Raw genomic sequence first — 25,015 nt, 5'->3', positions numbered from 1 at the left:
AGAATTGTCGCATGCGGGCTTTGGGTCTTTTATTAACGATGTGTTGCTGCGTGCCTGCCTGGGGCGCGCATGCTTACGCGCAATTTGGCGACGTGAAATACCCCGCCGGGTTCAGCCATTTCAGCTACGTCAACCCCCATGCCCCCAAGGGCGGCGAGATCCGCATGGTGCCGCCCACCCGGCCCACCAACTTTGACAAGTTCAACCCGTTTACCCTCAAAGGCACGGCCCCTTTTGGCATCGGTGGCATGCTGCTGGAGACGCTGCTGGTGGGCAATATGGAGGAGCCCACCACCGCCTACGGCCTGCTGGCCGAGGATGTGGAGGTGGCGCCCGACAAGCTGTCCGCCACCTTCAAACTGCACCCCGCCGCCCGCTTCCATGACGGCACGCCGGTGCTGGCCGCCGACGTGGCGTATTCCTTTAACACCCTGGTCGGCAAACTGGCCGCACCGCAGTACCGCAGCATCTTTGCCGAGGTCAAGGGCGTGGTGGTACTGGGCGAGCGCAGCGTGCGCTTCGACTTTGCCAGCCCCAACCCCGAGCTGCCGCTGGTGGTGGGCACCGGCCTGCCGGTATTTAGCCGCGCATGGGGCAAGGGCGTGCCGTTTGACCAAATCGTGGAGCAGGTGCCCATAGGGTCCGGCCCGTACAGGATTACGACCCCGAAGCTGGGCCGCGACATCACCTACACCCGCGACCCGGCCTACTGGGCGCGCGACCTGGGCGTGCGCAAGGGCCAGTTCAACTTTGACCGCATCACCTACAAAATCTACCTGGACGAAACTTCGCGTTTCGAGGGGCTGCGGGCCGGAGAATTTGACTTCATGCGCGAATTTATCTCGCGTAACTGGGCGCGGCAGTACGTGGGCAAGCAGTTTGACAACGGCACTCTGAAAAAAGCCACCTTCGTGAACCGCAACCCCGGCGACTTCCAGGGCTATGTGCTGAACCTGCGCAACCCCAAATTCAAAGACGTGCGGGTGCGCGAGGCGCTGGGCCTGGCGATGGACTTTGAATGGCTGAACCGCCAGCTCTTCTACGGCGCGTACCAGCGCGTCAACGGCTACTTTCCGAACAGCGAATTCCAGGCCCAGGGCCTGCCCGGCGCGGACGAGCTGACCTTGCTGGAACCCCTGCGCGCCCAACTGCGGCCCGAGGTATTTGGCCCGGCCTACCTGTCGCCCAGCACCGCGCCGCCGCGCAGCCTGCGCGACAACCTGCGCCAGGCGCAAAAGCTGCTGCACGAGGCCGGTTGGGACTACGCTGACGGCGCATTGCGCAACGCGAAGGGCGAGGCCTTCACCATCGAGTTTTTGAATGACCAGCCGAGTCTTGCGCGGGTGATTGCGCCGCTGCAAAAGTCACTGGAAAAGCTGGGCATTGCCTTGCAGTTGCGGGTGGTTGATTTCTCGCTGTCCAAACAAAAAATGGATGCCTTTGATTTCGAGATGACCAGCGTGCGCCTAGTGGGCAGCACCGCGCCCGGCGGCGAGCTGCTGGAGCTGTTTGGCTCCAGGGCGGCGGCCACGCCCGGCTCCAACAACACCTGGGGCATTGCCGACCCCGCCGTGGACGCGCTGCTGCAAAAAGTCGTCACCGCCACCACCCGGCCCGAATTGGCTGCCGCCATGCGCGCGCTGGACCGGGTGCTGACGCATAGCCATTACTCCATCCCGCAGTGGTTCAGCAACGCCTTCTTTGTGGGCTACCGGCCCACTCCCTTCGTGCTGCCCGCGACCACACCGCCGCACTACCAGGTGGACGGCTGGGCCACCAGCACCTGGTGGGCGTCGCCCAGCAATAAATAGCCATGCTTGCCTACATCCTCAAACGCATTCTGCTAATGGTCCCCACGCTCTTGGGCGTAATGTTGGTGACTTTTGCCGTGGTGCAGTTCGTGCCCGGCGGGCCGGTGGAGCAAATGGTGTCGCAACTGCAAGGCCGCGATTCGGGCGGCGAGCGGGCGGCGGCCTCGGGCGCAGGCTACCGGGGGCGGCAGGGGATCGATGCCAAGCAAATCGAAGAAATTCGCCAGCTCTACGGTTTTGACAAACCTGCGCCCCAGCGCTTTTGGCAGATGCTGGGCCAGTTCGCCCGGTTTGACCTGGGCAAGAGCTTCTACCAGCACAAGGACGTGTGGCAGCTGGTGAAGGAGAAGCTGCCGGTGTCCATCAGCCTGGGGCTGTGGACCTTCTTTTTGAGCTACCTGGTTGCCGTGCCACTGGGCATTGCCAAGGCGGTGCGGGCCGGATCGCGGTTTGATTTGGTGACCACACTGCTGATTCTGGTGGGCTACGCCATCCCTGGCTTTGTGCTGGGCGTGGCGCTGGTGGTGATTTTTGGCGGGCAGTTGCAGTGGTTCCCGCTGCGCGGGCTGACCTCCAGTAACTGGGATGCGCTGGACTGGGGCGCAAAAGTGGTGGACTACCTGTGGCACATCGCGCTGCCTGTCACCGCGATGGTGCTGGGCAGCTTTGCCGTGACGGCCATGTTGACCAAGAACGCGTTTCTGGAAGAAATCCGCAAGCAATATGTGCTGACGGCCCGCGCCAAGGGCCTTTCAGAGCGGCAGGTACTGTGGACGCATGTGCTGCGCAATGCGCTGATCCCCATCGTCACTGGCTTCCCGGCGGCGTTTATCGGCGCGTTTTTTACCGGCTCGCTGCTGATCGAAACCCTGTTTTCGCTCGACGGCCTGGGTTTGCTAAGTTATGAAAGCGTGATCCGCCGCGACTATCCCGTGGTGCTGGGCACGCTGTTTCTGTTTACGCTGATTGGTTTGGTGACCAAGCTGATTTCCGACCTTTGTTATGTGTGGGTTGATCCCCGAGTACGGTTTGACTAATACCTCGCCCAGCCCCAGCCCTAGCCGCCGCGCCTGGCAGCGCTTCCAACGCAATCGCCTGGGCTTCTGGAGTCTGGTGATTTTCTGCGTGCTGGTGGTCTTGAGCCTACTGGCCGAAGTGCTGAGCAACGACCGCCCGCTGGTGCTGCGCTACCAGGGTCAAACCTATTTTCCACTGGTGAAGGACTATGCCGAGACCACTTTTGGCGGCGACTTCGCCACGCCCACCGACTACCTTGACCCCTTCATCCAGGCGCAACTGGCGCAAGACGGCAACTGGGCCGTCTACCCGCTCAACCCCTATGGCCCCAAAACGCTGAACTACTTTGCCAAGCACCCGAACCCCGCCGCCCCGTCGCGCGACAACCTGCTGGGCACGGACGACCGGGGTCGCGACCTGCTGGCGCAGCTGGTGTATGGCTTCCGCGTTAGCGTGCTGTTTGCGCTGGCGCTCACGGCAGTGGGCACCGTGCTGGGCATCGCCACCGGGGCGGTGCAGGGCTTTTTTGGCGGCAAGACCGACTTGGTGTTCCAGCGCTTCATCGAAATCTGGGGCTCCATGCCCGAGCTGTATTTGCTCATCATCTTCAGCGCTATCTTTGCGCCCAGCATCGGTTTGTTGCTGGTCTTGCTCAGCCTGTTTGGCTGGATGGGCCTGAGCGACTACGTGCGCGCCGAGTTTTTGCGCAACCGCCAGATGGACTACGTGAAAGCCGCGCGTGCCTTGGGCGTAGGCAATGCGCAGATCATCTGGCGGCACATCCTGCCCAACAGCCTTACGCCGGTGGTGACGTTTTTGCCGTTTCGCATGAGTGCGGCCATTCTGGCGCTGACCTCGCTGGACTTTTTGGGCCTGGGCGTGCCGCCCGGTACGCCTTCGCTGGGCGAGTTGCTGAGCCAGGGCAAAGCCAATATTGACGCGTGGTGGATTTCGCTGTCCACCTTTGCGGTGCTGGCGGTCACGCTGCTGCTGCTGACGTTCATGGGCGATGCCTTGCGCGACGCGCTGGACCCCCGGAAGGCGCAGGCATGAGCTTGCTGGATGTACAAAATTTGACGGTCAGCTTTGACGGCAAGCCGGTGGTGAACGGCATCAGCTTCCAGATCCAGCCCGGTGAAAAGCTGGCGCTGGTGGGCGAGTCGGGCTCGGGAAAAACCATCTCGGCGCTGAGCCTGCTGCGGCTGGTGGCCGATGCGCAGACCACGGGCCGGGCGCTGTTTGGCGGGCAGGACTTGCTGGCGTTGCCAGAGCACACACTGCGCAGCATCCGGGGCCAAGACATCGCGATGATTTTCCAGGAGCCGATGACGGCGCTGAATCCGCTGTTCACCATCGGCCGCCAGATCGCCGAAGTTTTTGAACTAAAACAGGGTCTAACGCAAGTGCAATCTGTGCAAGCAGCTATAGAAATACTAGCAAGCACTGGGGTCACCGAGCCCGCCCGTCGGGTGGGCAGCTACCCGCACCAGCTCAGCGGCGGCCAGCGCCAGCGCGCCATGATCGCCATGGCCCTGGCCTGCAAGCCGAAGCTGTTGCTGGCCGATGAGCCCACCACCGCGCTGGATGTGACGGTGCGTGCCCAGATTCTGGCGCTGCTATCCGACCTGCAGCGCCAGTACGGCATGGCGGTATTACTGATCACCCACGACCTGCACCTGGTGCGCCAGTTTGCCGACCGCGTGGCGGTGATGGAGCGTGGCCATATCGTGGAAACCGGTGCCGTGGCGGCTGTTTTTGAGAGCCCGCAGCATCCCTACACCCGTAAACTGATCGCCAGCAAGCCGGTGCGCAATGTTGTGCCTGAAACCTCTGCCGCGCCCTTGCTACAGGCTCAAGCGCTGCGGGTGGCCTATCCCTCGGCCCTGCCGGGCATCCGAGGTTGGTTCAAAAAATCCGAGTTTGTGGCATTGCAAGATGCCAGCTTTGCCATCCCGCCCGGCCAGACGTTGGGCGTGGTGGGGGAGTCGGGATCGGGCAAATCCACCCTGGCCCTGGCGGTGCTGGGCTTGCAGGCCTATGGCGGCTCGGTGCAGATCGGCGGGCAGACCTGGGGGCGCGATGCGGCGAATAACAAAGCTCTGCGCGCCAAAATCCAGGTGGTGTTCCAGGACCCGTTTTCATCCCTGTCGCCACGCCTGACGGTCGAAGAAATCGTGGGCGAGGGCTTGCGCGTCCACGCCCCGCAACACAACGCCGCCGAGCGGCGGCACCTGGTCATCCAGGCGCTGGCCGATGTGGGCATGGCCGAGGCGCAGTTTCCAGGCCTGTTGCAGCGCTATCCGCACGCGTTCTCCGGCGGCCAGCGCCAGCGGCTGGCGATTGCGCGGGCGCTGATCGTACAGCCGCAGCTTTTGGTGCTGGACGAACCCACCAGCGCCTTGGATGTCACCATCCAGCAGCAGGTTCTGCAATTACTGCAACGCTTGCAGCGCGAGCGTGGCCTGGCCTATTTGTTGATCACCCACGACATGGATGTGATCCGGGCAATGGCGCACCAGGTGCTGGTGGTGCAAAACGGTTTGGTCGTGGAGTCGGGTGCGGTTCTTCAGGTGCTGGACGCGCCGCAGCATCCTTACACGCGAACTTTGGTTGCGGCAAGCGCGTAGACCATTAAAGCCCCTTTGATCCAGTGCGATAAGCCCATTTCTGGGCTAGAATAAGAGCTCACGACCAAACGGGCGGGTAATTACCGCCCGTTTTTTTTGGTCGATTGTTTTTAACAAGCTTTAAAAAGTAGACTTTTCAAGTGCTTTTTGGGGCTATTGCACCTACCAATATCACACGTGGCGTTACAAGAAATCGTTGAACAAACCGTAACCGGATTCGGCTACGACCTCGTAGAGATCGACCGCTCTGCCGGTGGCTTGCTGCGCATTACGATCGACCATCCCTGGGTCGCCGGTGCGCCTGAGCAGCTAATCAACGTCGAAGACTGTGAAAAAGTCACTCGCCAACTCCAGTTTGCACTGGAGGTCGATGGCGTGGAATACAAGCGGCTAGAGGTCTCCTCGCCCGGTATCGATCGCCCGTTGCGGCACACAAAAGATTTTGAACGCTTTGTGGGTTATGTCATCGACGTAAACCTCAAGCTAGCCATTGGCGCTGCCGCAGAGGGCAAGGTCAACGCCAATCGTAAAAAATTCCGTGGCACGCTGGAAAGCGTTGCCGCTGTCGGTGCTACTGCCTCCAGCTGGCAAATCGTCTGGAGCGACGAGCCCGAACCCAAACCGGGCGTGCGCGTCAGTAAAAAGCGCGTTCCCGCCCCCTTGCAGGCTATGGGCTTCACGCTGGACGAGATCCGCGATGCCCGGTTGGCTCCCATCGTTAGTTTCAATGGTCGCAACGCAAAAGACACGGGTGTTGCGCTTGAGTGATGGTCCGGCGTGATGGTTGCGAAAGCACAGTCCGGCGGGTTTGATTTTTTGGTTTTAGTGTTCAGGAGATTCGTGACATGAATCGCGAAATGTTGATGTTGGTAGATGCCATTTCACGTGAGAAAAACGTGGAGCGGGATGTTGTTTTTGGCGCGGTGGAGTCGGCTTTGGCGCAGGCCACCAAAAAGCTGTACCAGGGCGAAGTGGATATCCGCGTTGCCCTCGACCGCGACAATGGCAACTACGAAACCTTCCGCCGCTGGCTGGTGGTGCCAGATTCTGCCGGTTTGCAAAACCCCGAGGCAGAAGAGCTGGTGTCGGACGTGCGCGACGACATTCCTGACATCGAAGAAGGCGACTACATCGAGAAGCCGATCGAATCCCTGCCGATTGGCCGCATTGGTGCGATGGCCGCCAAGCAGGTCATTCTGCAAAAAATCCGTGATGCCGAACGCGAAATGTTGCTCAATGACTTCATGAGCCGTGGTGACAAGATTTTTGTCGGCACCGTCAAGCGCATGGACAAGGGCGACATCATTGTTGAAAGCGGCCGTGTCGAAGGTCGCCTGCGCCGCAGCGAGATGATCCCCAAGGAAAATCTGCGCACCGGTGACCGCGTCCGCGCCATGATCATGGAAGTGGACTTGACCCTGCGCGGCGCGCCCATCATCTTGTCGCGCAGTTCGCCTGCTTACATGATTGAGTTGTTCCGCCAGGAAGTGCCCGAAATCGAGCAAGGCCTGCTGGAGATCAAATCCTGCGCCCGTGACCCCGGTTCCCGTGCCAAGATCGCCGTGTTGTCGCACGACAAGCGCGTGGATCCTATCGGTACCTGCGTCGGCGTGCGTGGCACCCGTGTCAACGGCGTCACCACCGAGCTGGCCGGTGAGCGCGTAGATATCGTGCTGTGGAGCGAAGATCCGGCGCAGTTCGTGATTGGTGCCTTGGCTCCGGCCAATGTGTCTTCCATTGTGGTGGACGAAGAGCGCCACGCCATGGACGTGGTGGTCGATGAAGAGAATCTGGCCATCGCGATTGGTCGCGGCGGACAAAACGTGCGCCTTGCCGCCGATTTGACGGGCTGGAAGATCAACATCATGGACGCTGCGGAGTCTGCCCAGAAGCAGGCCACCGAGACCGACTCCAGCCGCAAGCTGTTCATGGAAAAGCTCGATGTCGATGAAGAAATGGCCGACATCCTGATCCACGAAGGCTTCACCAGCCTGGAAGAAATCGCCTACGTGCCATTGCAAGAAATGTTGGAAATCGAAAGCTTCGACGAAGACACCGTGCATGAGCTGCGTTCGCGTGCCAAAGATGTGCTGCTGACCATGGAAATTGCCCTGGAAGAAGACGCTGAAGCGGCCGAGCCGGTATCCCAAGACCTGAACGACCTCGAAGGCCTGACCCCCGAATTGATCGCCAAGCTGCAAGCTGGCGGCATCCACACCCGCGACGATCTGGCCGATTTGGCCGGTGATGAGCTCTCCGAAATTACCGGCCAGTCTGAGGACGAGGCCACGACCTTGATCATGAAGGCGCGCGCACATTGGTTTACCAATGACGCCGCCTCTCAAGAGTAATGGTCATGAAAGGTCACACAATACATGTCCAATACTACCGTCGCCGAGTTTGCTGCTGAACTCAAAAAATCTCCCGAAACCCTGCTGGAACAGCTCCGGGGGGCCGGTGTGCCGAAAGCCGCTACCTCGGATGTCCTGAGCGACAACGATAAGCAGCGTCTGCTGGGCTTTTTGCAAGCCAGCCATGGCACTGCCACGCTGGAGCGCAAGAAAATTACCTTGGTGAAAAAATCCACCAGTGAAATCAAGCAGGCCGATTCCACCGGCCGTGCCCGCACCATCCAGGTGGAAGTGCGTAAAAAACGCACTTTCATCAAACGTGAAGACGGTATGGACGGTGTGCCTGAAGGCGCGGTCGAGACCGAAGTCGAGGCCGACCTGCCCACCAGCAACGCTGCCGAAGATGCCGAATTGGCCCGCCGCGAAGAAGAAGCCAGCCGCCAGGCCGAGCTGATGCGCCGCCAAGAAGAAGAACTCATCGAAAAGCGCCGCCAACGCGAAGTGCAAGAAGCCCGCGAAGCCAGCGAGCGCGCTGTGGCCGAACAAGCCGCAGCTGCCGCCAAGGCCGCTGCACAAGTCGAGCAGCAAAAAGCGGCCGTGCCAACGGCAACCATCGCACCGGCACCCGGCCTGTCGGCGGTCGGCCAGAACATTAACGCTGCCGCTGAAGCTGCTGCCCTTGCCAAAGTGCAAGCCCAAAACGATGCCCGCGCCAAAGTCGCTGCCGAGTCCAAAGCCCGTGCCGACGAAGAAGCTGCACGGGTGGTCGATTTGGGTGATCGCCGCCGCAAGGCCGAGGCCGAAGCCGCCGCGATCCGCTTGATGATGTCCACACCCAAGAAGGTGTTGGTCGCCCACAAGAAGGTCGAAGAACCCAAGCCCGTGGTGAAGCCACCTGTGGTGGATGCCGCCAAGGCTGCCGCCATGAAGGGCACGCTGCACAAGCCAGCCGCAGGTGCGGCACCGGCCAAACCCGCTCCTGGCGCAGCCGCTGCTCCGGGTGCAGGCAAAGAAGTCAAATCCGCCAAGCTGTCCAGTAGCTGGGCCGACCCGGCCAAGAAGAAACCGTTGCCCACCCGTGGCGACTCCAGTGGCGGCGTGGGCCGTGGCAACTGGCGCGGAGGCCCACGGGGCCGCCGTGGCAGCAATGACCGCGACCAGCGCGACGACAACATGTCGCAAGCACCGGTGGAAGCGCGCACTTTGGAAGTGCACGTGCCCGAAACCATCACCGTGGCCGAACTCGCCCACAAGATGGCGGTCAAGGCCTCCGAGGTGATCAAGCACCTGATGAAGCTGGGCCAGATGGTCTCCATCAACCAGCCGCTGGACCAAGACACGGCCATGATTCTGGTCGAAGAAATGGGCCACAAAGCCGTTGTGGCTGCACTGGACGATCCAGAAGCGTTTACCGCCGAAGAAGTGTTGCAGCAGGTGTCTGAATCCCTGCCGCGCGCGCCAGTGGTGACCGTTATGGGCCACGTGGACCACGGTAAAACCTCGCTGCTGGATTACATCCGCCGCGCCAAGGTGGCCTCTGGTGAAGCCGGTGGTATTACCCAGCATATTGGTGCCTACCACGTGGAAACTCCACGCGGTATGGTGTCTTTCCTGGATACCCCGGGCCACGAAGCGTTTACCGCCATGCGTGCCCGTGGTGCACAGGCCACTGACATCGTGATTCTGGTGGTGGCTGCCGATGACGGCGTGATGCCGCAAACCAAAGAAGCCATCAAGCACGCAAAAGCGGCGGGTGTGCCCATCGTGGTGGCGATCAACAAGATCGACAAGCCCGATTCCAACCCCGAGCGTGTCAAGAACGAACTGGTGATTGAAGACGTGATCCCCGAAGATTTCGGTGGCAGCTCGCCTTTCGTTTACGTGTCCGCAAAAACCGGTTTTGGTATCGACGAGCTGCTGGAACAAGTGCTGTTGCAGGCCGAAGTGCTGGAACTGAAGGCACCTGTGGACGCTATGGCCAAGGGTCTGGTGATCGAAGCGCGCCTGGATAAGGGCAAGGGCCCTGTTGCTACCGTGCTGGTGCAGTCGGGTACTTTGAAGACTGGTGACATCGTGCTGGCAGGTTCTACCTATGGCCGTGTACGAGCCATGCTGGACGAGAACGGCAAGCCGTCCAAGTCCGCAGGTCCTTCGATCCCGGTGGAAATCCAGGGTCTGACCGAAGTGCCGCAAGCCGGTGATGAATTCATGGTCTTGCCCGACGAGCGCCGGGCCCGTGAAATCGCCACCTACCGTGCTGGTAAGTTCCGCAACACCAAGCTGGCCAAGCTGCAAGCCGCCAAGCTGGAAACCATGTTCACCGACATCACGGCGGGCGAGGTCAAGATGTTGCCGATCATCATCAAGGCCGACGTGCAGGGTTCGCAAGAAGCGCTGGCCCAGTCGTTACTCAAGCTGTCGACTGACGAAGTCAAGGTGCAGATGGTCTACACGGCAGTCGGCGCGATCAGCGAGTCCGACATCAATTTGGCTATCGCCTCCAAGGCCATCGTGATTGGTTTCAACGTGCGGGCCGATGCCGGTGCGCGCAAGCTGGCCGAGAACAATGCCGTTGACGTGAAGTACTACAACATCATTTACGACGCCGTCGATGAGTTGAAGTCCGCCATGGCCGGCATGCTGGCTCCCGAGCAGCGCGAAGAAATCATCGGTATGGCCGAGATCCGCACGGTGTTCGTGGCCTCCAAAATTGGTACGGTGGCAGGCTGTATGGTCACCGCCGGCTCGGTCAACCGCAGTGCACGCTTCCGCTTGCTGCGCGAAAACATCGTCATCTACACCGGTGAAATTGATTCGCTCAAGCGCGTCAAGGACGATGTGCGCGAAGTCCGCGAAGGCTTCGAGTGTGGTATCAAGCTCAAGAACTACAACGACATCGCCGTCGGCGACCAGTTGGAATTCTTTGAGATCAAAGAGATTGCACGGACCCTGTAATGGTGAAACGCAAAGCCGCTGCGCCTAACCGCAGCCTTAAAGTAGCCGACCAGATCCAGCGGGATCTGACCGAGCTGATCGCCCGTGAGTTGAAAGACCCACGTGTGGGCATGGTGACCATCCAGGGGGTGGAGGTCACGCCCGACTACGCGCACGCCAAGGTCTTCTTCAGCGTACTGACCGGCAACCCGGACGAATGCACCGAAGGTTTGAACCAAGCCGCAGGTTTTCTGCGCTCGGGTTTGTTCAAGCGGCTGCACATCCACACCGTGCCGACGCTGCACTTCCACTATGACCGGACCACCGAGAAAGCCTCGGACATGAACGCGCTGATTGCGCGGGCCGTGGCCTCTCGGTCCCAGGAAGACTAAGCGCATGACCGCAACGCCACGTGTACGGGTTGCCAGGCGCCCCGTACACGGGGTGCTGCTGCTAGACAAACCTTTGGGCCTGTCGAGCAATGACGCGCTGCAAAAAGTCAAATGGCTGCTGCGCGGCGAAAAGGCCGGTCACACCGGCACGCTGGACCCGCTGGCTACCGGTGTGCTGCCCCTGTGTTTTGGTGCTGCCACCAAGTTCAGCCAGTTGCACCTGGATGCCGATAAAACCTACCTGGCTACGGCCCGGTTGGGAGTGCAAACCAGTACCGGCGATGCCGAGGGCGATGTGATAGCGACCCGTCCCGTGGCGGTGACACAGGCGCAGATTGATGCCGTGCTGCCGTGTTTTACCGGTCCGATCCGCCAGGTGCCACCGATGTATAGCGCCTTGAAGCGCGACGGCAAGCCTTTGTACGAATATGCGCGGGCAGGCATTGAGATTGAGCGGCCAGCGCGGGATGTAGTAATTCTTGAGCTAAAAGTGGCTCTAGCGCACGTAGAACCTGCGAAGGAAGCTATTGAAATAGTAGCAAAGTGCTCCAAAGGCACTTACATCCGCACGCTGGGTGAAGACATAGGCGAGGCACTCGGTTGCGGTGCGCATTTGACGGCCTTGCGCCGCATTGCCACCGGTGACTTTGTGATTGGCCAGTGTGTGACGTTGGCCGAGTTGGAAGCCATGACCGAAGACGAGCGGCTGGCGTGTTTGCTGCCGGTGGATGCGCTGCTGGCGCAACACCGCCGTGTCACGCTGGACGCAGAAAATACAGGGCGGTTCCTGAGCGGTGTGCGCCGCCGGGGTGACTGGCCCGACGATGACCGCATCGCGGTTTACGGAGACGAACCTTCGGCTTTGCTGGGTGTAGCCCAGACCAAGGCCGGTGAACTGATACCAGGGCGACTGCTAAGCCCGCTGGATATTGGCCAGATTTTGGCCCAGGCGCAAAAAGCAGAGAGCCCAAGCCTTTAGATTTAGGAGTAGATAACTATGACCATCAAACAAATTCGCAATATTGCGATCATCGCCCACGTTGACCATGGCAAAACCACCATGGTCGACCAGTTGCTGCGCCAGTCCGGCACCTTTGCCGAACACGAAAAAGTGGTTGACACCGTGATGGACAACAACGCGATTGAAAAAGAGCGCGGCATTACCATTCTGGCCAAGAACTGCGCCGTGAGCTGGGAAGGCACGCACATCAACATCGTCGATACCCCCGGCCACGCCGACTTCGGCGGTGAAGTGGAGCGTGCACTGTCGATGGTCGATGGCGTTGTGCTGCTGATCGACGCGCAAGAGGGCCCTATGCCCCAGACCCGTTTCGTGACCAAGAAGGCTTTGGCTTTGGGCCTCAAGCCCATCGTCGTGGTGAACAAGGTGGACAAGCCCGGTGCCAACCCCGACAAAGTGGTTAACGCTGCGTTTGATTTGTTCGACAAGCTCGGCGCTACCGACGAGCAACTCGACTTTCCCGTCGTGTACGCCTCGGGTATCAATGGCTGGTCTTCCCTGGTAGAGGGTGCGCCTGGTGAGCAGTGGGGTCCCGACATGTCGGCCCTGTTCAACACCGTGCTGAACCACGTGCCTGCCCAGTCCGGCGATCCAGAAGCTCCCCTGCAATTGCAAATTTCCGCACTCGACTTCTCGACCTTCGTGGGCCGTATTGGTGTGGGCCGTATCAGCCAAGGCACCGTGAAGCCCATGATGGACGTGGTCGTCATGGAAGGCCCAGACGGCAAGGCTGTCAAAGGCCGTGTCAACCAGGTTCTGACATTCCAAGGTCTGGAGCGCGTGCAAGCGCTGTCCGCTGGCCCGGGTGAAATCGTGCTGATCAACGGCCTGACCGACATCGGTATCGGCGTGACCATCACCGACCCCGTCAACCCTGCGCCTCTGCCCATGCTGAAGGTCGATGAGCCAACCCTGACGATGAACTTCTGCGTCAACACCAGCCCTCTGGCCGGTCGCGAAGGCAAGTTCGTCACCAGCCGCCAGATCTGGGATCGCCTGCAAAAAGAACTGCAGCACAACGTGGCATTGCGCGTCAAAGAAACCGGCGAAGAAGGTATTTTTGAAGTAATGGGCCGTGGCGAACTGCACTTGACCATCCTGTTGGAAAACATGCGCCGCGAAGGCTACGAGCTGGCCGTCTCCAAGCCCCGCGTGGTGATGAAAGAGATCAACGGCGAGAAGCACGAGCCTATCGAGTTGGTGACCGCCGACATCGAAGACCAGCACCAAGGCGGCGTGATGCAAGCCCTGGGCGAGCGCAAGGGCGAACTTGTCAACATGGAGCCGGACGGCCGTGGCCGTGTACGCCTGGAATACCGTATTCCTGCCCGTGGTCTGATTGGTTTCACCAATGAGTTCCTGAATTTGACGCGCGGCTCCGGCCTGATCGCCAATATTTTTGACTGCTACGAACCCCATAAGGGTGATATCGGTGGCCGCAAGAATGGCGTGCTGATCTCTATGGACGCAGGCGAAATCTTCACCTACGCCCTGGGCAAGCTGGACGACCGTGGCCGTATGTTTGTGCGAGCCAACGACCCCGTGTACGAAGGCATGATTGTGGGTATCCACAGCCGTGATAACGATCTGGTGGTCAACGCCACGCGTACCAAGCAGCTGACCAACTTCCGTGTGTCGGGCAAGGAAGACGCGATCAAGATCACCCCTCCGATCGAACTGACGCTGGAATACGGCGTAGAGTTCATTGAGGACGACGAGCTGGTCGAAATCACGCCCAAGTCGGTGCGTCTACGCAAGCGCCACCTGACCGAAAGCGAACGCAAGCGCGCTGGCCGTTAATCCCCAAGTCTAGCGCCACCCGCCTTAGGCGTGTGGCCTATATGTCTGAACCCCGGTACGTTTAACGGCGTGCCGGGGTTTTGCGTTTCAGGGACTCATCGGCGTGAATGTTACGTGTAGTTGGTTTTGACTTTGCCTTTGATGATGTATTGGGCATATTCCTCAATAATGAATTTATTTAGCATTTAAATTATCACTTGCATCATTTTTTAAGTTATTAAATTGCATATTTGATACAATTAGGGTTTACTTTCTACAAGGAGCAGGCATGTCACACGCACGCATTCGGTTCACTATTTCTTTAATGGTAGTTTTGATGGCAGGTGCAGCCTTGCCGGCCTTTGCCCTGGCACCGCCTGTAGGCAAAACCATTCTGAGCGTGAGTGGCTCGGTTGGTGCAAAAAATACGGATACAGCGGCTGCCTTTGATATGGCGATGTTGGAGAAGTTGCCACAACAAACCTTTACAACCCATACACCCTGGGATAAGCAGCCCGTTACCTTTACAGGGCCGCTTTTACGGGACGTATTGGCTGCAGCCCAAGCCACCGGGACCAGCATCAAAGCCACGGCCTTGAACGACTACCAAACCACTATCCCTATGGAAGACGCGCAGCGTTTTGATGTCATCGTGGCCTATAAACTCAATGGACAACCCATTTCGATAAAAACCAAGGGGCCCTTGTTCATCGTCTACCCGTTTGACTCCAAAACCGAATTGCAAAGCACCCGCTACTACGAACGCTCGGCCTGGCAGCTTAAATCCATGAAGATTGAATAAACACACCCATGCGCACAAGCGACAACCACCACCGCTATTTGCTATGGGTCGCTTTGGTCACCGTCGGCATGGCTTTGGCCATGGCGGTGATGTTGGTGCTCCAGCTCACCCAAAGGCAGTCCATCCGCCAAACTAGCCAGGTGGGAAATGATTCGATTACCGCCATAGTCTTTCAGTATGAGCGAGAGTTTTTGCGTTTTCGGCAGGAGCTGCGCGGCCTGGTAATCGAAGATATGCCTGCTGACCTAGACAATGTCAGGCTGCGCCTGGACATATTTACCAGCCGCTTGGATTTACTGCGTGACAACCCCAGCATTGCCCTGCTGCAGGAGCGGCCCGAATATGCAGATGCCGTACCCGTGGTGGAGCAACTAGTCCTGCAAACCGAACGAATTCTTAGCCGCGATGCTCCAGACCCGAAAGCTCTGGCCGACCTTCTCAAGGGCTTCAATGTGATCGGACCTGCTGTGCAGGCTCTCAGCATGGCCGCAAACAGCCAAGTGTCCGTCTTATTGGAGCGCCAGGGTAGTACCTTGTTACACCAGAACGATTTGATCATCTGGCTGACTCTGGCCCAATTAATTGTGTTATTGATTGCATCCGGCAGCTTGGTCGTGCGGCACCGCAAACAGGTACAACAGCAGTTGGAGTGGCTCCAACTCAACGCCAACCTCGTAGCGGCCAATTTACAGGCAGAAAACGCCAACCGGGGTAAAAGCCAGTTTCTCGCCAATATGAGCCATGAATTACGTACTCCCTTCAATGGTATGTTGGGAATGCTGGGATTGCTGGAGGGCACTTCTCTCAATACCCAGCAGGCAGATTACGTCACTACAGTACGGGGATCGGCCAGCCATTTATTGGCGCTACTCAACGATATTCTGGATGTCTCGGCGCTAGACGTGGGCAAGATGGCTGTGAACCCGGTACCTGTGCAACTACCCCAATTGCTGCACGATGTAGATGCTCTGATGCAGCCTTTGGCCAAAGAGAAGAGACTGAATTTTTCCTTGGTCCTGCATACCGCTTTGCCCCTGTGGGTGGAAACTGATGCCACCCGTATCAAACAAATATTGCTCAATTTGGTGTCGAACGCCATCAAATTCAGCTCCAAAGGCTCCATCGTTCTAGATGTGGAGTGTGATTGCGGAACTACCCCGCAAGTGGGGGATACGGTGGCCTTGCGGCTACGCGTGAGAGACCAAGGCATCGGCATGGATGCCGCCACGATGGCGTGTTTGTTCCAGCGATTTTCCCAGGGTGATGCCAGCATCTCTCGTCGGTTTGGTGGTACAGGCCTGGGGCTGGAGATTTCGCGTAGCCTGGCCCGTTTGATGGGCGGTGATATCACGGTACAAAGCCAATTGGGGCTGGGCAGCACCTTCAGCCTAGAGTTACCTTTGGTGTGTGTGCCAGCACCCGCTGCCGTCCTGCACGGGGTGGCGCCGGCATATCCCGACAGCAGTGGCCTGCGTGGCGCGCCTGTGCAGGGACTGGACATTCTGGTCGCTGAAGACCATCCGGTGAACCGCAAATACATGCAGGCCTTGCTCAGTCGGCTCGGGCACCGCATCCGTTTTGTCGAAGATGGAGAACAGGCTGTGGCTGAAGTGCGCCGGGTAGTACCGGACCTGGTGTTCATGGACGTGCACATGCCTGTGATGGACGGACTACAGGCTACCCGGGCTTTGCGCGCGGGGGGGGGTGCAGCGGCCAATGTCTGCATCGTTGCACTGACTGCCGACGCGTTTGCGGTGTCGCGTGAGCGGGCCTTGGAGGCCGGAATGGATGACTTTCTATCCAAACCTGTGTGCATGGACCAAATAGAAACCTTGTTACAGCAACGCTTCGGCCCCCGCGCAATAGCTTGCATTGAACCCGCCACTCCTAGATGCGAAACACCCGTGCCAGCGCTGCCGGTACCTGCAATTGCTCCGCGCAGGCGCTTCCGCGCAGGCGATGTGGCGCAGCACCTGGACATGGGCATGCTGGGCGAAATCTGTGTCGCCGTTTCCTTGACGGGCTACGGATCGCTATTGGACAGTTTTTTTTCCGATGAATCGGGTAGTTTTTCTGCGCTGGTTGCTGCTTTGGACTGTGGCGATGTGGATTCCCTCCATGGTTATGCCCATGCCCTGAAAGGTGCCGCCGCCAGCCTGGGCTTGCATGCATTGGCCAGCCTGGCATTGCAGGCTGAGCACGGAGGCGCCCACTACAGTCCCGAGGATTGCACTGCAGCATCTCTGCAACTGATAGAGCTACGCCACACCGCGCACGCACTGTGCCACCGCATGGGTTTGACCGCGCATACCCCGGTCGGCACCGGTGTAATACGGGCCTGATAGCTGGGCCCGGACGACAGATTTGGCATTTCTGGTCGAGGTAAGCAAGGGTCGGCAGGCGACAATACAAGCATGCATTTAACCCATTCCCGCGCAGTATTTACGATGGTCCTGGTCACATTGATGTGGTCTATTGCCGGAGTCACCACCCGCCATTTGGAGTCGGCGCACAGCTTCGAGATCACTTTCTGGCGCAGTTTTTTCACCGTGCTGTCGCTCTTGGTGATCCTGCCCTTGCTCCAGGGCCGCAGCGTATTTCGCAAAATTGTGCAAGGTGGCGCGGCACTGTGGTTGTCGGGCGTGTGCTGGGCTGTGATGTTCACCGCCTTTATGGTGGCACTGAGCATGAGCCCGGTAGCAAATGTGCTGGTCACCATGTCGATTGGCCCGCTGCTGACCGCCTTGCTGGCGCGCTTTGCGATTGGCCACCGGCTGCCGCTGCGCACCTGGGTGGCGATTGCCGTGGCGGGCGTGGGCATTGCCGTCATGTATGGCACGCAGCTGAGTTCTGCGGGCAGCCCGGCGCAGTTGCTGGGTACCTTGGTGGCGCTGTGCGTGCCGATGGCTGGCGCGGTGAACTGGACCGTGGTGCAGCGCAGCCACGCGCAGGGCCAGGACGTGGACCTGGTGCCGTCTGTGCTGGTGGGGGCGGTGTTGTCCACTCTGGTGACGCTGCCCTTGGCCATGCCGTTCCAGGCCACCCCGCACGACCTAGGGCTGCTGGCCATGCTGGGTTCGGTGCAATTAGCGATTCCGTGTGTTTTGTCGGTGTGGTGTGCCCGCGTGCTCAAGGCACCCGAGGTGTCGCTGCTGCAGCTGCTGGAAGTTTTGTTTGGTATCACCTTGGCCTGGCTAGGTGCCAATGAAGCACCCGGCACGGCGGTACTGCTGGGTGGTGCACTGGTGCTAGGTGCCTTGGTCTCGAACGAAGTGCTGGGCTGGTGGCAGCGCCGGGCACTAATTTAGCGCAGTTCGCCGCGCTGGCTTTCTACGCCTTCCAGTTCGCGCTCTACTTCGGCGCGCATGGAGCGCACGGCGACCAGGGCTTTCTGGAATTCGTTGACGGCTTTGTCCAGGTTTTCTGGGGTTGGGTCGCCCACATCGCGGTGGTCTGCCACAAATTTTTGCGCCTGCGAGGCGATTTCACCGGCCAGATCGGCCTGGCTGTCGGCCATCTCTTGGGATTTTTGCATCTCTGCCTCGCCAAAGTTGCGCGAGAAAAGGGCCAACATGCCGTAGGCGCGGCTGAGTTCGTTGGCCTGCTGCTGGGCCCGCGTGGCTTCTGCCAGCACGGCGCTGGCGGTGGACACTGCGGCGCGGACTTCAAATTCGCGTAGCAACTGCGCCGTGGCATGGTGGGCCGCTGTGGCGGCCTTGGCGGCGCGGTGGGCAATCAGGGCGGTCATGGCGGAGGCCAGCATGCCCAGAAAGCAAAGAAGCACCGCCACCACGGCAAAGACTTGGGTAATGGTCATAGATACCTTGTGCAAAATAATACAAGCGAAATATGCTTTTTTCGTATATTCTGCTTGTACAGACTGCTATAAAAAATAGAGTGTCTCCGCCCATTGTGCCGCAAGCCTTACGGTTTGTTTTTGCCTTCGGGGTAGGCCGGTAGGGGCAAGCGGTCAAACCGGGTGCGGCCACTGGCAGCGGTGATGCGGGCCAGCTTTTCCGTCGCCTCGCCGGTCACCCAGTCCCACTTGAAGCGCCAGGTCCAGCAACCGATGGTACCGGGGGTGTTCATGCGGTGCTTGCCGTCCAGCCCCATCACGTCCTGGAACTGGCACAGCGCGTGGTTGGCCACCGACTGGGCGCAGGCACGCAGCATGGCCCAGTGCACATCGCTGCCGTCGGTGTGCAGGTACTCGCCGGCATAGGCGCGTTCGCGGTCGGTGCAGTCGGCCCACCAGCCCACCACGGTGTCGTTGTCGTGCGTGCCGCTGTAGACCACGGTGTCGCGCGCGTAGTTGTGCGGCAGGAAGCCGTTGCCTGCGTCGTCCGAGAACGCAAACTGCAAAATCCGCATGCCCGGAAAGCCCGCCCGGTGGCGCAGCGCATTTACCTCGTCGGTGATCACGCCCAGGTCTTCGGCAATGATCGGCAGCTTGCCCAAGGCGGCTTCGATGGCGGCAAACAGGTCGTAGTCGGGGCCGGGCATCCAGCGGCCCTTGACGGCGGTGGGTTCGCTGGCCGGAATCTCCCAGTAGCCCACAAAGCCCCGAAAGTGGTCGATACGCACCACGTCGGCCAGGCTGAGCTGGCGCTTCACGCGTTCGATCCACCAGCGGTAGCCGTCGGCTTGCATGGCCGACCAGTTGTACAAGGGGTTGCCCCAGCGTTGGCCGGTTTCGGAGAAAAAGTCGGGCGGCACCCCGGCAATCACCAGCGGGTGGCCTTTGGCGTCCAGTTCGTACAGGTCGGGGCGCGACCAGCAGTCGCTGGAATGGTGCGCGATGAAGATCGGCAGGTCACCCACCAAATGGATTTTTTTGCCGTTGGCGTAGCCTTTGAGGCTTTTCCACTGCACGTCGAATTGCCACTGCACAAAGCCCCAAAAGCCGATCTCGTTGGCGTGCTGGATGCGTGCTGTGGTCAGGGCGGTGGGCTCGCGGCGCGACAGTGGCGTGGGCCAGTCGGGCCACAGGGCCGGGGTGTGGGCCTGGTCCAGGGCCATGAACAGGGTGTAGTCGGCGACCCAGCTTTGTTCGGTGGCTAGCCAGGATTGGAAGGCGATGTGGTCCTCGGGGCTGGCCATCTTTTGAAAGCCCGCGAAGGCTTCGCGCAGCTTTTGCAGGCGCCAAGGTACGACCTGGCCGAAGTTGATTTTTTCGGCATCAAATTCTGCGGCTAGCGCGCCTGTGCTGATCCAACCTTGTTCGACCAGCGGCTCAAACGCCACCAGCAGCGGGTTGCCCGCAAACGCCGAGCTGCCCATGTAGGGCGAATCGCCGGGGCCTATGGGGCCCAGCGGCAGGGTTTGCCACAGCGACTGGCCAGCGGTTTGCAGCCAGTCCACAAAGTAATACGCGTTGGGGCCAAAGTCGCCACAGCCGTGCGGGCCGGGCAGGGAGGTGGGGTGTAGCAGTACGCCCGAGGTGCGTTGGTTTAACAGGTCGGAAGCCATAGTGTGGGGTCCAGTCAATATGTCAAAAAAATTAGCTTGCGAACCAGCTAAAGCCCTTGGGTGGCAAGGCAAGCACGCCCTGGGCCAAGTCCTGCTGGCCAAAGATCCGGGTCCAGCCTGCACCCGCGATGGCGGCGGGCAGGGCCACGCTGACCGCGTCGTTCGACAGGTTTTGCACCACCAGCACCTGCTGCTCCGCCGTGCCCCGCACATAGGCCAGGATGCGGTCGTCCAGCGTGCTCAGCGGCTGGAAGTTACCGGCGGCCAGGGCCGGGTGGGCGCGGCGCACCGCCAGCATGGTGCGCACGCCGTCGTGGGTGCGGGCGGGCAGGCTGGTGGCATCGGCCAGTTGCCGGTCCACACTCGTCCAGTCCACGGCACCGCGCACTTTGTAGCGCGCATCCTGGTAGCCGGTCAGGGCTTCCTGGTCGGCCTGGAATTGGTTGTCGTTGGGCTTGGCGAACTCGTCGCCGTAGAAGATCACCGGCGTGCCCAGCAGGGTGAAGCTGATGCTGAAGGCCAGTTGCACCGCCGCCGCATCGCTTTTGAATAGATCGACCAGACGCGAGGCAATGCCTTCGCCCTGGCGGAAGTCCCACTCGGGCTGGTGGCAGTAGGCGGCGTGGATGGTTTTGCGCTCCTCGGGGGTGACCATCTCCAGCGTCAGCTCGTCGTGGCAGCGCAGGAACGAGAACCAGCCGCAGGCATCCGGGATGTCGGGCGTGAAACTGGTCGATAGGGTGTCAAAAATTGGTTTGGCCGAGTGGGTGGCCTGCGCCAGGTAGATGCGCGGCATCACCGGGAAATGGTAGGCCGCCTGGCACTCGTCGCTGTCGCCGAAATAGGTGACCACTTCGGCGGGCGGTTGGCAGGCTTCGGCCAGCAAAATGGTGCCGGGGCGCACGCTGTCCAGCACGGCGCGGAAGAACTTGACGATGGCGTGGGTGCCCGGCAGGTTCTCGCAGATCGTGCCTTCTTCCTTCCACAGATACGGAATCGCGTCGGCGCGGAAGCCGTCCACGCCCTGCGCCACCCAGAACAGCAGCACGCGGCACATGGCCAGCAGCACCTCGGGGTTGCGGTAGTTCAGGTCGGGCTGTGAGTCGAAAAAACGGTGGAAAAAGTAGGTGTCCGGGGCGTCATCGGAAGTTTTGGGCAGCGGATGCCAGTTGCTCGGCATCATGCCTTTGAAGATGATGCGGGCTTCTTTGTAGCGCTCAGTCGTGTCGCTCCAGATGAAGTAGTCGCGGTAGGGGTTGTCGGGGCTTTTGCGGGCTTCCCTAAACCAGATGTGCTGGTCGGAGCAGTGGTTCATGGCCACGTCGAAGATCACCCGGATGTTGCGGCGGTGGGCTTCGGCCAGAAATTCGGCGAAGCTGCCCTGCGCGGCGGCATCGCTGCCACCCACCAGCTCACTGCGGATCTTGGTGTAGTCACTGATGTCGAAGCCCGCGTCGCGCATCGGCGAATCCAGGATGGGCAGCAGCCACAGGCAGGTCACTCCCAGGTCTTGCAGGTAGGCCAGGCGATTGGTTAAGCCCTTGAAGTCTTTGTTGAACAGATCGACGTACAGCGAATACACCACCACTTCCTTGAACCAGGTGGGTGGCGGTGATGGGGCTGCGTTGGCAGCGGCAGCCAGCAGCTCGACCAGGAAGGCATCGAGCTTGTCGGTGTGCTGGTCGGGGTAGATTTGTAGCCAGAGTTGGCGGATGCGGGCGGTCAGGGCGGTGGTCATTTTTGGTTTCTCCAAAGCGCTTTGGATGCGCGGCGCAGCGGATTGTACGGTTGCTGCCGCGCGGCGGAATACGGGTTGCTCCTAGGGTGTGGTGCGCTTTGTCGGCAAACGTAACAAGCCGGTGGCCAGAGCCGTGCCGCACACCACCACCAGCCCGCAGCCCAGCATCCAGGGGGTCAGCACTTCGCCCAAAAATACGCTGCCGTAGAACACGGCAAACACCGGAATGACAAAGGTCACGGTGAGCACTTTACTGGGGCCGATCTGGGCAAGCAGGCGAAAGAAGAGCACATAGGCCAGTGCGGTGCAGACCAGGCCGGCTACCAGCAGGGCCAGCCAGGCACGCAGGCTGGGTGGCTGGGTCGGCCAGAGCCAGATGGCGGGCAGGCCCAGACCCAGGACGGCGCCGAGCTGGCTACCGGTGGCGGTGACCAACGGTGGCACGTTGCCCAGGTAGCGCTTGGTGTAGCTGCCGGTGATGCCGTAGCAGACGGCGGCCAACAGGCAGGCCAGCACGGCCCAGCCGGGGGCCAGGCCGCTGGCATCGGGGCGGAAGCTGGCCTTGTCCCAGGCCAGCAGCGCCACGCCGACAAAGCCGATCACCAAACCCAGGCTGCGCGAGGCGTTGGGCCGGTCTTTGAGCCAGAACCAGGCAATCAGGGAGGCAAACAGCGGCGTGGTGGCATTCAGAATGGCCGACAGGCCCGAGCTGATGGACAGCAGCGCAAAAGCGAACAGGGCAAACGGGATGCCCGAATTCAGCATGCCCACGAAAAACACGGCCTTCCAATGTTGGTGCAGGGCGGGTACCAGCCCACGCTGAATCAGCAAGGGGAGCAGGGCCAGGGCGGCAATGGCTACACGGATGGCGGCGGTGGGGACGGCACCGAATTCCAGCACGGCGATGTGCGTGAACAAAAACGATGCGCCCCAGATGGCGGCCAGCAGCAGGAATTCCAGGGCCCAGGGCTGGGATGTGGTTTTCAAACTTGCACCCCTTCGAGTTGCAGCAGCGCGGTTTTGCGCTCCAGCCCGCCCGCGTAGCCGGTCAGGGAGCCGTCGCTGCCCAGCACCCGGTGGCAAGGCACCAGCACGCTGACGGGGTTGCGCCCTACCGCACCGGCCACGGCCCGCACGGCGTTGGGGCGGCCCAGGGATTGGCTCAACGCGCCATAGCTGGTGCTGGCACCGCGTGGAATCTGCAACAGCGCTTGCCACACCGCTTGCTGGAAGGGCGTGCCGCCGGACAGGTCCAGCGGCAGGGTGAAATGGGCAGGGCTGCCTGCAAAGTAGGCGGCCATGCAAGCGGCGGTTTGCAGTAGCAGCGGGTGCTGGGGGGCGGGTGTCCAGGTGGTCATGTCGGGTTGGTGGCGTTGGCCGTCAAACCACAGGCCACACAGGCCCTGCGGGGTGGCAGCGGCCCACATGGGGCCGAGGGGGGTGTCGAAAAGGAGGGTGGCCGGAGCCGGTGTAAATTTCATATTAAATGGGCAGTTAGCGCAGGTACATCATACGGGGGTAGCTATATTTTTAATAGCTTTAATAACTTTAACGGGGCTGGGCAACTCGGCCCAGGCGCGCAGCACGGCGTAGCTGCGCCAGGGTTTCCAAGCTTGGGATGCTGCCTCGGCGGCCAGGCTGGCCAGGCGCACATTCGGCTGGTCTTGCACGCCCAGGGCTTTGTGCAGGGCCACATCTCCGGCCGGAAAGGCATCGGGCCAGCGCAGGGCACGCATGGCGATGTACTGCGCCGTCCAGTCGCCGATGCCGGGCAGGGCTTTCAGGGCGGTGATGCTGGTCTGCACCGGGCTGCCGCCGTGCAGGGCGAGCTGGCCGCTGGCCACGGCGCGGGCCAGGGCTTGGATGGCGCGTTGCCGTTGTTGGTTGATGCCCAGTTGGCCCAGTGCGTCGCCGCCCACCTGCGCCAGCACCTCGGCACTGGGGAATAAGCGGGTCAGCTCCGGGAAGGGCGTGGCGATGGGGGCGCCAAACGCATCCACCATCCGCTGGGCCAGGGTGCGGGCCGCTGCCACGGTTATCTGCTGGCCCAGCACGGCGCGCACCGCCAGCTCAAAGCCGTCCAGCGTACCGGGCACGCGCAGACCTTCGCCGCCAGGGAAGCGGTGGTGCAGTACCTGGTGGATGGCCTGGGGGTCGGCATCCAGGTCCAGCCAGGCGCGCACCCGGCGGACCAGCAGCGGCAGCACGCTGTGCAGGCTGTCGCTGGTGTGCAGCAGCACGTGGTGGCGCGCGGGCACAAACTCGGCCCGCAGCCAGCCGGTGTGGGTGGTGGTACCCATTTTTATAGAAAAAGTGCGGCTAGCGCATATTCCACTTGCGTTAGTAGCTATTAATTCAATAGCGTTTATCTGCCGCTTGGCCAGAAATGCGCCCATCGCCGCCAGGTCATAGGGCGGGCGGTAGCCGAGTTGGATGGCCATGCCTTGGGCACTTTGGGCACGTTCGGCCCCGTTGCGGCGCAGTTGCGACGGGTTGAGCCCGTAGCGCTCGGCAAACACGGTGTTGAAGCGGCGCACGCTGGCAAAGCCGCTGGCCAGGGCGACCTGCGCCACCGGCAGCTGGGTATCGGCCAGCAGCTGTTTGGCGGCCAGCAGGCGGCGGGTTTGCAGGTATTGCAGCGGCGATACGCCCAGATGTGCCTCAAAGATACGCCGCAGATGCCGGTCGCTGACCCCCAGCCGGGCGGCTAAGGCCGGTAGCACGGGCAGGGCGCTGCCGTCTGCATCGCTCCAAGCCTCTACCGCGTCCAGTAGGCGGGCGGCCTGGTGGGCCAAGATGTGGGTGGCATCCTGCACCGACCAGACCCGCGCCTGCGGTGCCAGCTCGGGGCGGCAGCGCAGGCAGGGCCGAAAGCCCGCGCTCTCGGCCTGCGCCGGGTGGGCAAAGAAGCGGCAGTTTTCGGGCTTGGGGGTTTTGACGGCGCAGACCGGGCGGCAGTAAATGCCGGTGGAGGTGACGCCGGTGAAGAAGCTGCCGTCGAACCGGGCATCGCGGGCTTGCAAGGCCCGGTAGCAGGCGGCGGTGTCGTGCAGGATGTCGGGTGTCATGGCCGC

At 60.9% G+C, this 25,015-nt stretch carries 19 protein-coding genes; 13 read left to right on the top strand and 6 right to left on the bottom strand.

Annotation, left to right across the window (positions count from 1 at the left end; all coding sequences use genetic code 11):
* Window positions 1-11: 11 nt before the first annotated feature.
* The 13 genes from AC0969_RS06605 to AC0969_RS06545 all read left to right on the top strand — a co-directional run bounded on the left by AC0969_RS06605 (window position 12) and on the right by AC0969_RS06545 (window position 18,042).
* Window positions 12-1,811, top strand: coding sequence for an extracellular solute-binding protein (locus tag AC0969_RS06605; protein WP_479623339.1), 1,800 nt, complete (start codon window positions 12-14; stop codon window positions 1,809-1,811).
* A gap of 2 nt (window positions 1,812-1,813) precedes the next feature.
* Window positions 1,814-2,848 (top strand): microcin C ABC transporter permease YejB, encoded by a 1,035-nt coding sequence (locus AC0969_RS06600; RefSeq protein WP_479623338.1) that lies wholly within the window; start codon window positions 1,814-1,816, stop codon window positions 2,846-2,848.
* On the top strand, window positions 2,814-3,881 hold the full coding sequence (locus AC0969_RS06595; RefSeq protein WP_479623337.1) for an ABC transporter permease: 1,068 nt from the start codon (window positions 2,814-2,816) through the stop codon (window positions 3,879-3,881). The genes AC0969_RS06600 and AC0969_RS06595 overlap by 35 nt, the downstream gene beginning before the upstream one ends.
* Window positions 3,878-5,455, top strand: a complete 1,578-nt coding sequence (locus AC0969_RS06590; protein WP_479623336.1) for an ABC transporter ATP-binding protein — start codon at window positions 3,878-3,880, stop codon at window positions 5,453-5,455. The genes AC0969_RS06595 and AC0969_RS06590 overlap by 4 nt, the downstream gene beginning before the upstream one ends.
* Window positions 5,456-5,632: 177 nt before the next feature.
* Window positions 5,633-6,223, top strand: a complete 591-nt coding sequence (gene rimP / locus AC0969_RS06585; RefSeq protein ID WP_479623335.1) for a ribosome maturation factor RimP — start codon at window positions 5,633-5,635, stop codon at window positions 6,221-6,223.
* A 77-nt stretch (window positions 6,224-6,300) separates the two neighbouring features.
* Complete coding sequence (gene nusA, locus AC0969_RS06580) at window positions 6,301-7,806, top strand: transcription termination factor NusA (RefSeq protein ID WP_479623334.1); 1,506 nt, start codon at window positions 6,301-6,303, stop codon at window positions 7,804-7,806.
* Between the two features lie 24 nt (window positions 7,807-7,830).
* Window positions 7,831-10,761, top strand: a complete 2,931-nt coding sequence (gene infB / locus AC0969_RS06575; protein WP_479623333.1) for a translation initiation factor IF-2 — start codon at window positions 7,831-7,833, stop codon at window positions 10,759-10,761.
* Window positions 10,761-11,132 (top strand): 30S ribosome-binding factor RbfA, encoded by a 372-nt coding sequence (gene rbfA / locus AC0969_RS06570; protein WP_367846233.1) that lies wholly within the window; start codon window positions 10,761-10,763, stop codon window positions 11,130-11,132. Before infB ends, rbfA begins: the two co-directional genes overlap by 1 nt.
* A gap of 4 nt (window positions 11,133-11,136) precedes the next feature.
* Window positions 11,137-12,111, top strand: a complete 975-nt coding sequence (gene truB, locus AC0969_RS06565; protein WP_479623332.1) for a tRNA pseudouridine(55) synthase TruB — start codon at window positions 11,137-11,139, stop codon at window positions 12,109-12,111.
* 18 nt (window positions 12,112-12,129) lie between these two features.
* Window positions 12,130-13,953, top strand: a complete 1,824-nt coding sequence (gene typA / locus AC0969_RS06560) for a translational GTPase TypA (protein WP_479623331.1) — start codon at window positions 12,130-12,132, stop codon at window positions 13,951-13,953.
* Between the two features lie 268 nt (window positions 13,954-14,221).
* The gene (locus AC0969_RS06555) at window positions 14,222-14,734 is read left to right on the top strand and encodes a putative pterin-binding protein (protein ID WP_479623330.1); all 513 of its coding nucleotides are present in this window, start codon (window positions 14,222-14,224) and stop codon (window positions 14,732-14,734) included.
* A gap of 8 nt (window positions 14,735-14,742) precedes the next feature.
* Window positions 14,743-17,076 carry an ATP-binding protein gene (locus tag AC0969_RS06550; protein WP_479623329.1) on the top strand — a complete coding sequence of 778 codons (2,334 nt, stop codon included), beginning with the start codon at window positions 14,743-14,745 and terminating at the stop codon, window positions 17,074-17,076.
* Between the two features lie 72 nt (window positions 17,077-17,148).
* Window positions 17,149-18,042: a DMT family transporter gene (locus AC0969_RS06545; protein WP_479623328.1), complete on the top strand. Its 894-nt coding sequence runs from the start codon at window positions 17,149-17,151 to the stop codon at window positions 18,040-18,042.
* On the opposite strand, the gene AC0969_RS06540 is transcribed toward AC0969_RS06545, so the two are convergent.
* The 6 genes from AC0969_RS06540 to AC0969_RS06515 form a co-directional block, all read right to left on the bottom strand.
* A complete protein-coding gene (locus AC0969_RS06540; protein ID WP_479623327.1) occupies window positions 18,039-18,551 on the bottom strand; it encodes a hypothetical protein in 513 nt (170 codons plus the stop codon). The two genes, AC0969_RS06545 and AC0969_RS06540, sit on opposite strands and share 4 nt — an antisense overlap.
* Window positions 18,552-18,658: 107 nt before the next feature.
* Window positions 18,659-20,203, bottom strand: a complete 1,545-nt coding sequence (gene malQ, locus AC0969_RS06535) for a 4-alpha-glucanotransferase (protein ID WP_479623326.1) — start codon at window positions 20,201-20,203, stop codon at window positions 18,659-18,661.
* Between the two features lie 31 nt (window positions 20,204-20,234).
* Window positions 20,235-21,941 (bottom strand): alpha-amylase family glycosyl hydrolase, encoded by a 1,707-nt coding sequence (locus tag AC0969_RS06530; protein WP_479623325.1) that lies wholly within the window; start codon window positions 21,939-21,941, stop codon window positions 20,235-20,237.
* An 81-nt stretch (window positions 21,942-22,022) separates the two neighbouring features.
* Window positions 22,023-22,928, bottom strand: a complete 906-nt coding sequence (locus AC0969_RS06525; RefSeq protein ID WP_479623324.1) for a DMT family transporter — start codon at window positions 22,926-22,928, stop codon at window positions 22,023-22,025.
* Window positions 22,925-23,422: a methylated-DNA--[protein]-cysteine S-methyltransferase gene (locus AC0969_RS06520; protein ID WP_479623323.1), complete on the bottom strand. Its 498-nt coding sequence runs from the start codon at window positions 23,420-23,422 to the stop codon at window positions 22,925-22,927. The genes AC0969_RS06525 and AC0969_RS06520 overlap by 4 nt, the downstream gene beginning before the upstream one ends.
* Window positions 23,423-23,449: 27 nt before the next feature.
* A complete protein-coding gene (locus AC0969_RS06515; protein WP_479623322.1) occupies window positions 23,450-25,009 on the bottom strand; it encodes a DNA-3-methyladenine glycosylase 2 family protein in 1,560 nt (519 codons plus the stop codon).
* Window positions 25,010-25,015 lie beyond the last annotated feature (6 nt).

This window comes from Rhodoferax sp. LB1P47, assembly GCF_056521445.1.
Note: the sequence above shows the minus strand (reverse complement) of the source record. Positions and strands in the feature narration are given on the sequence as shown.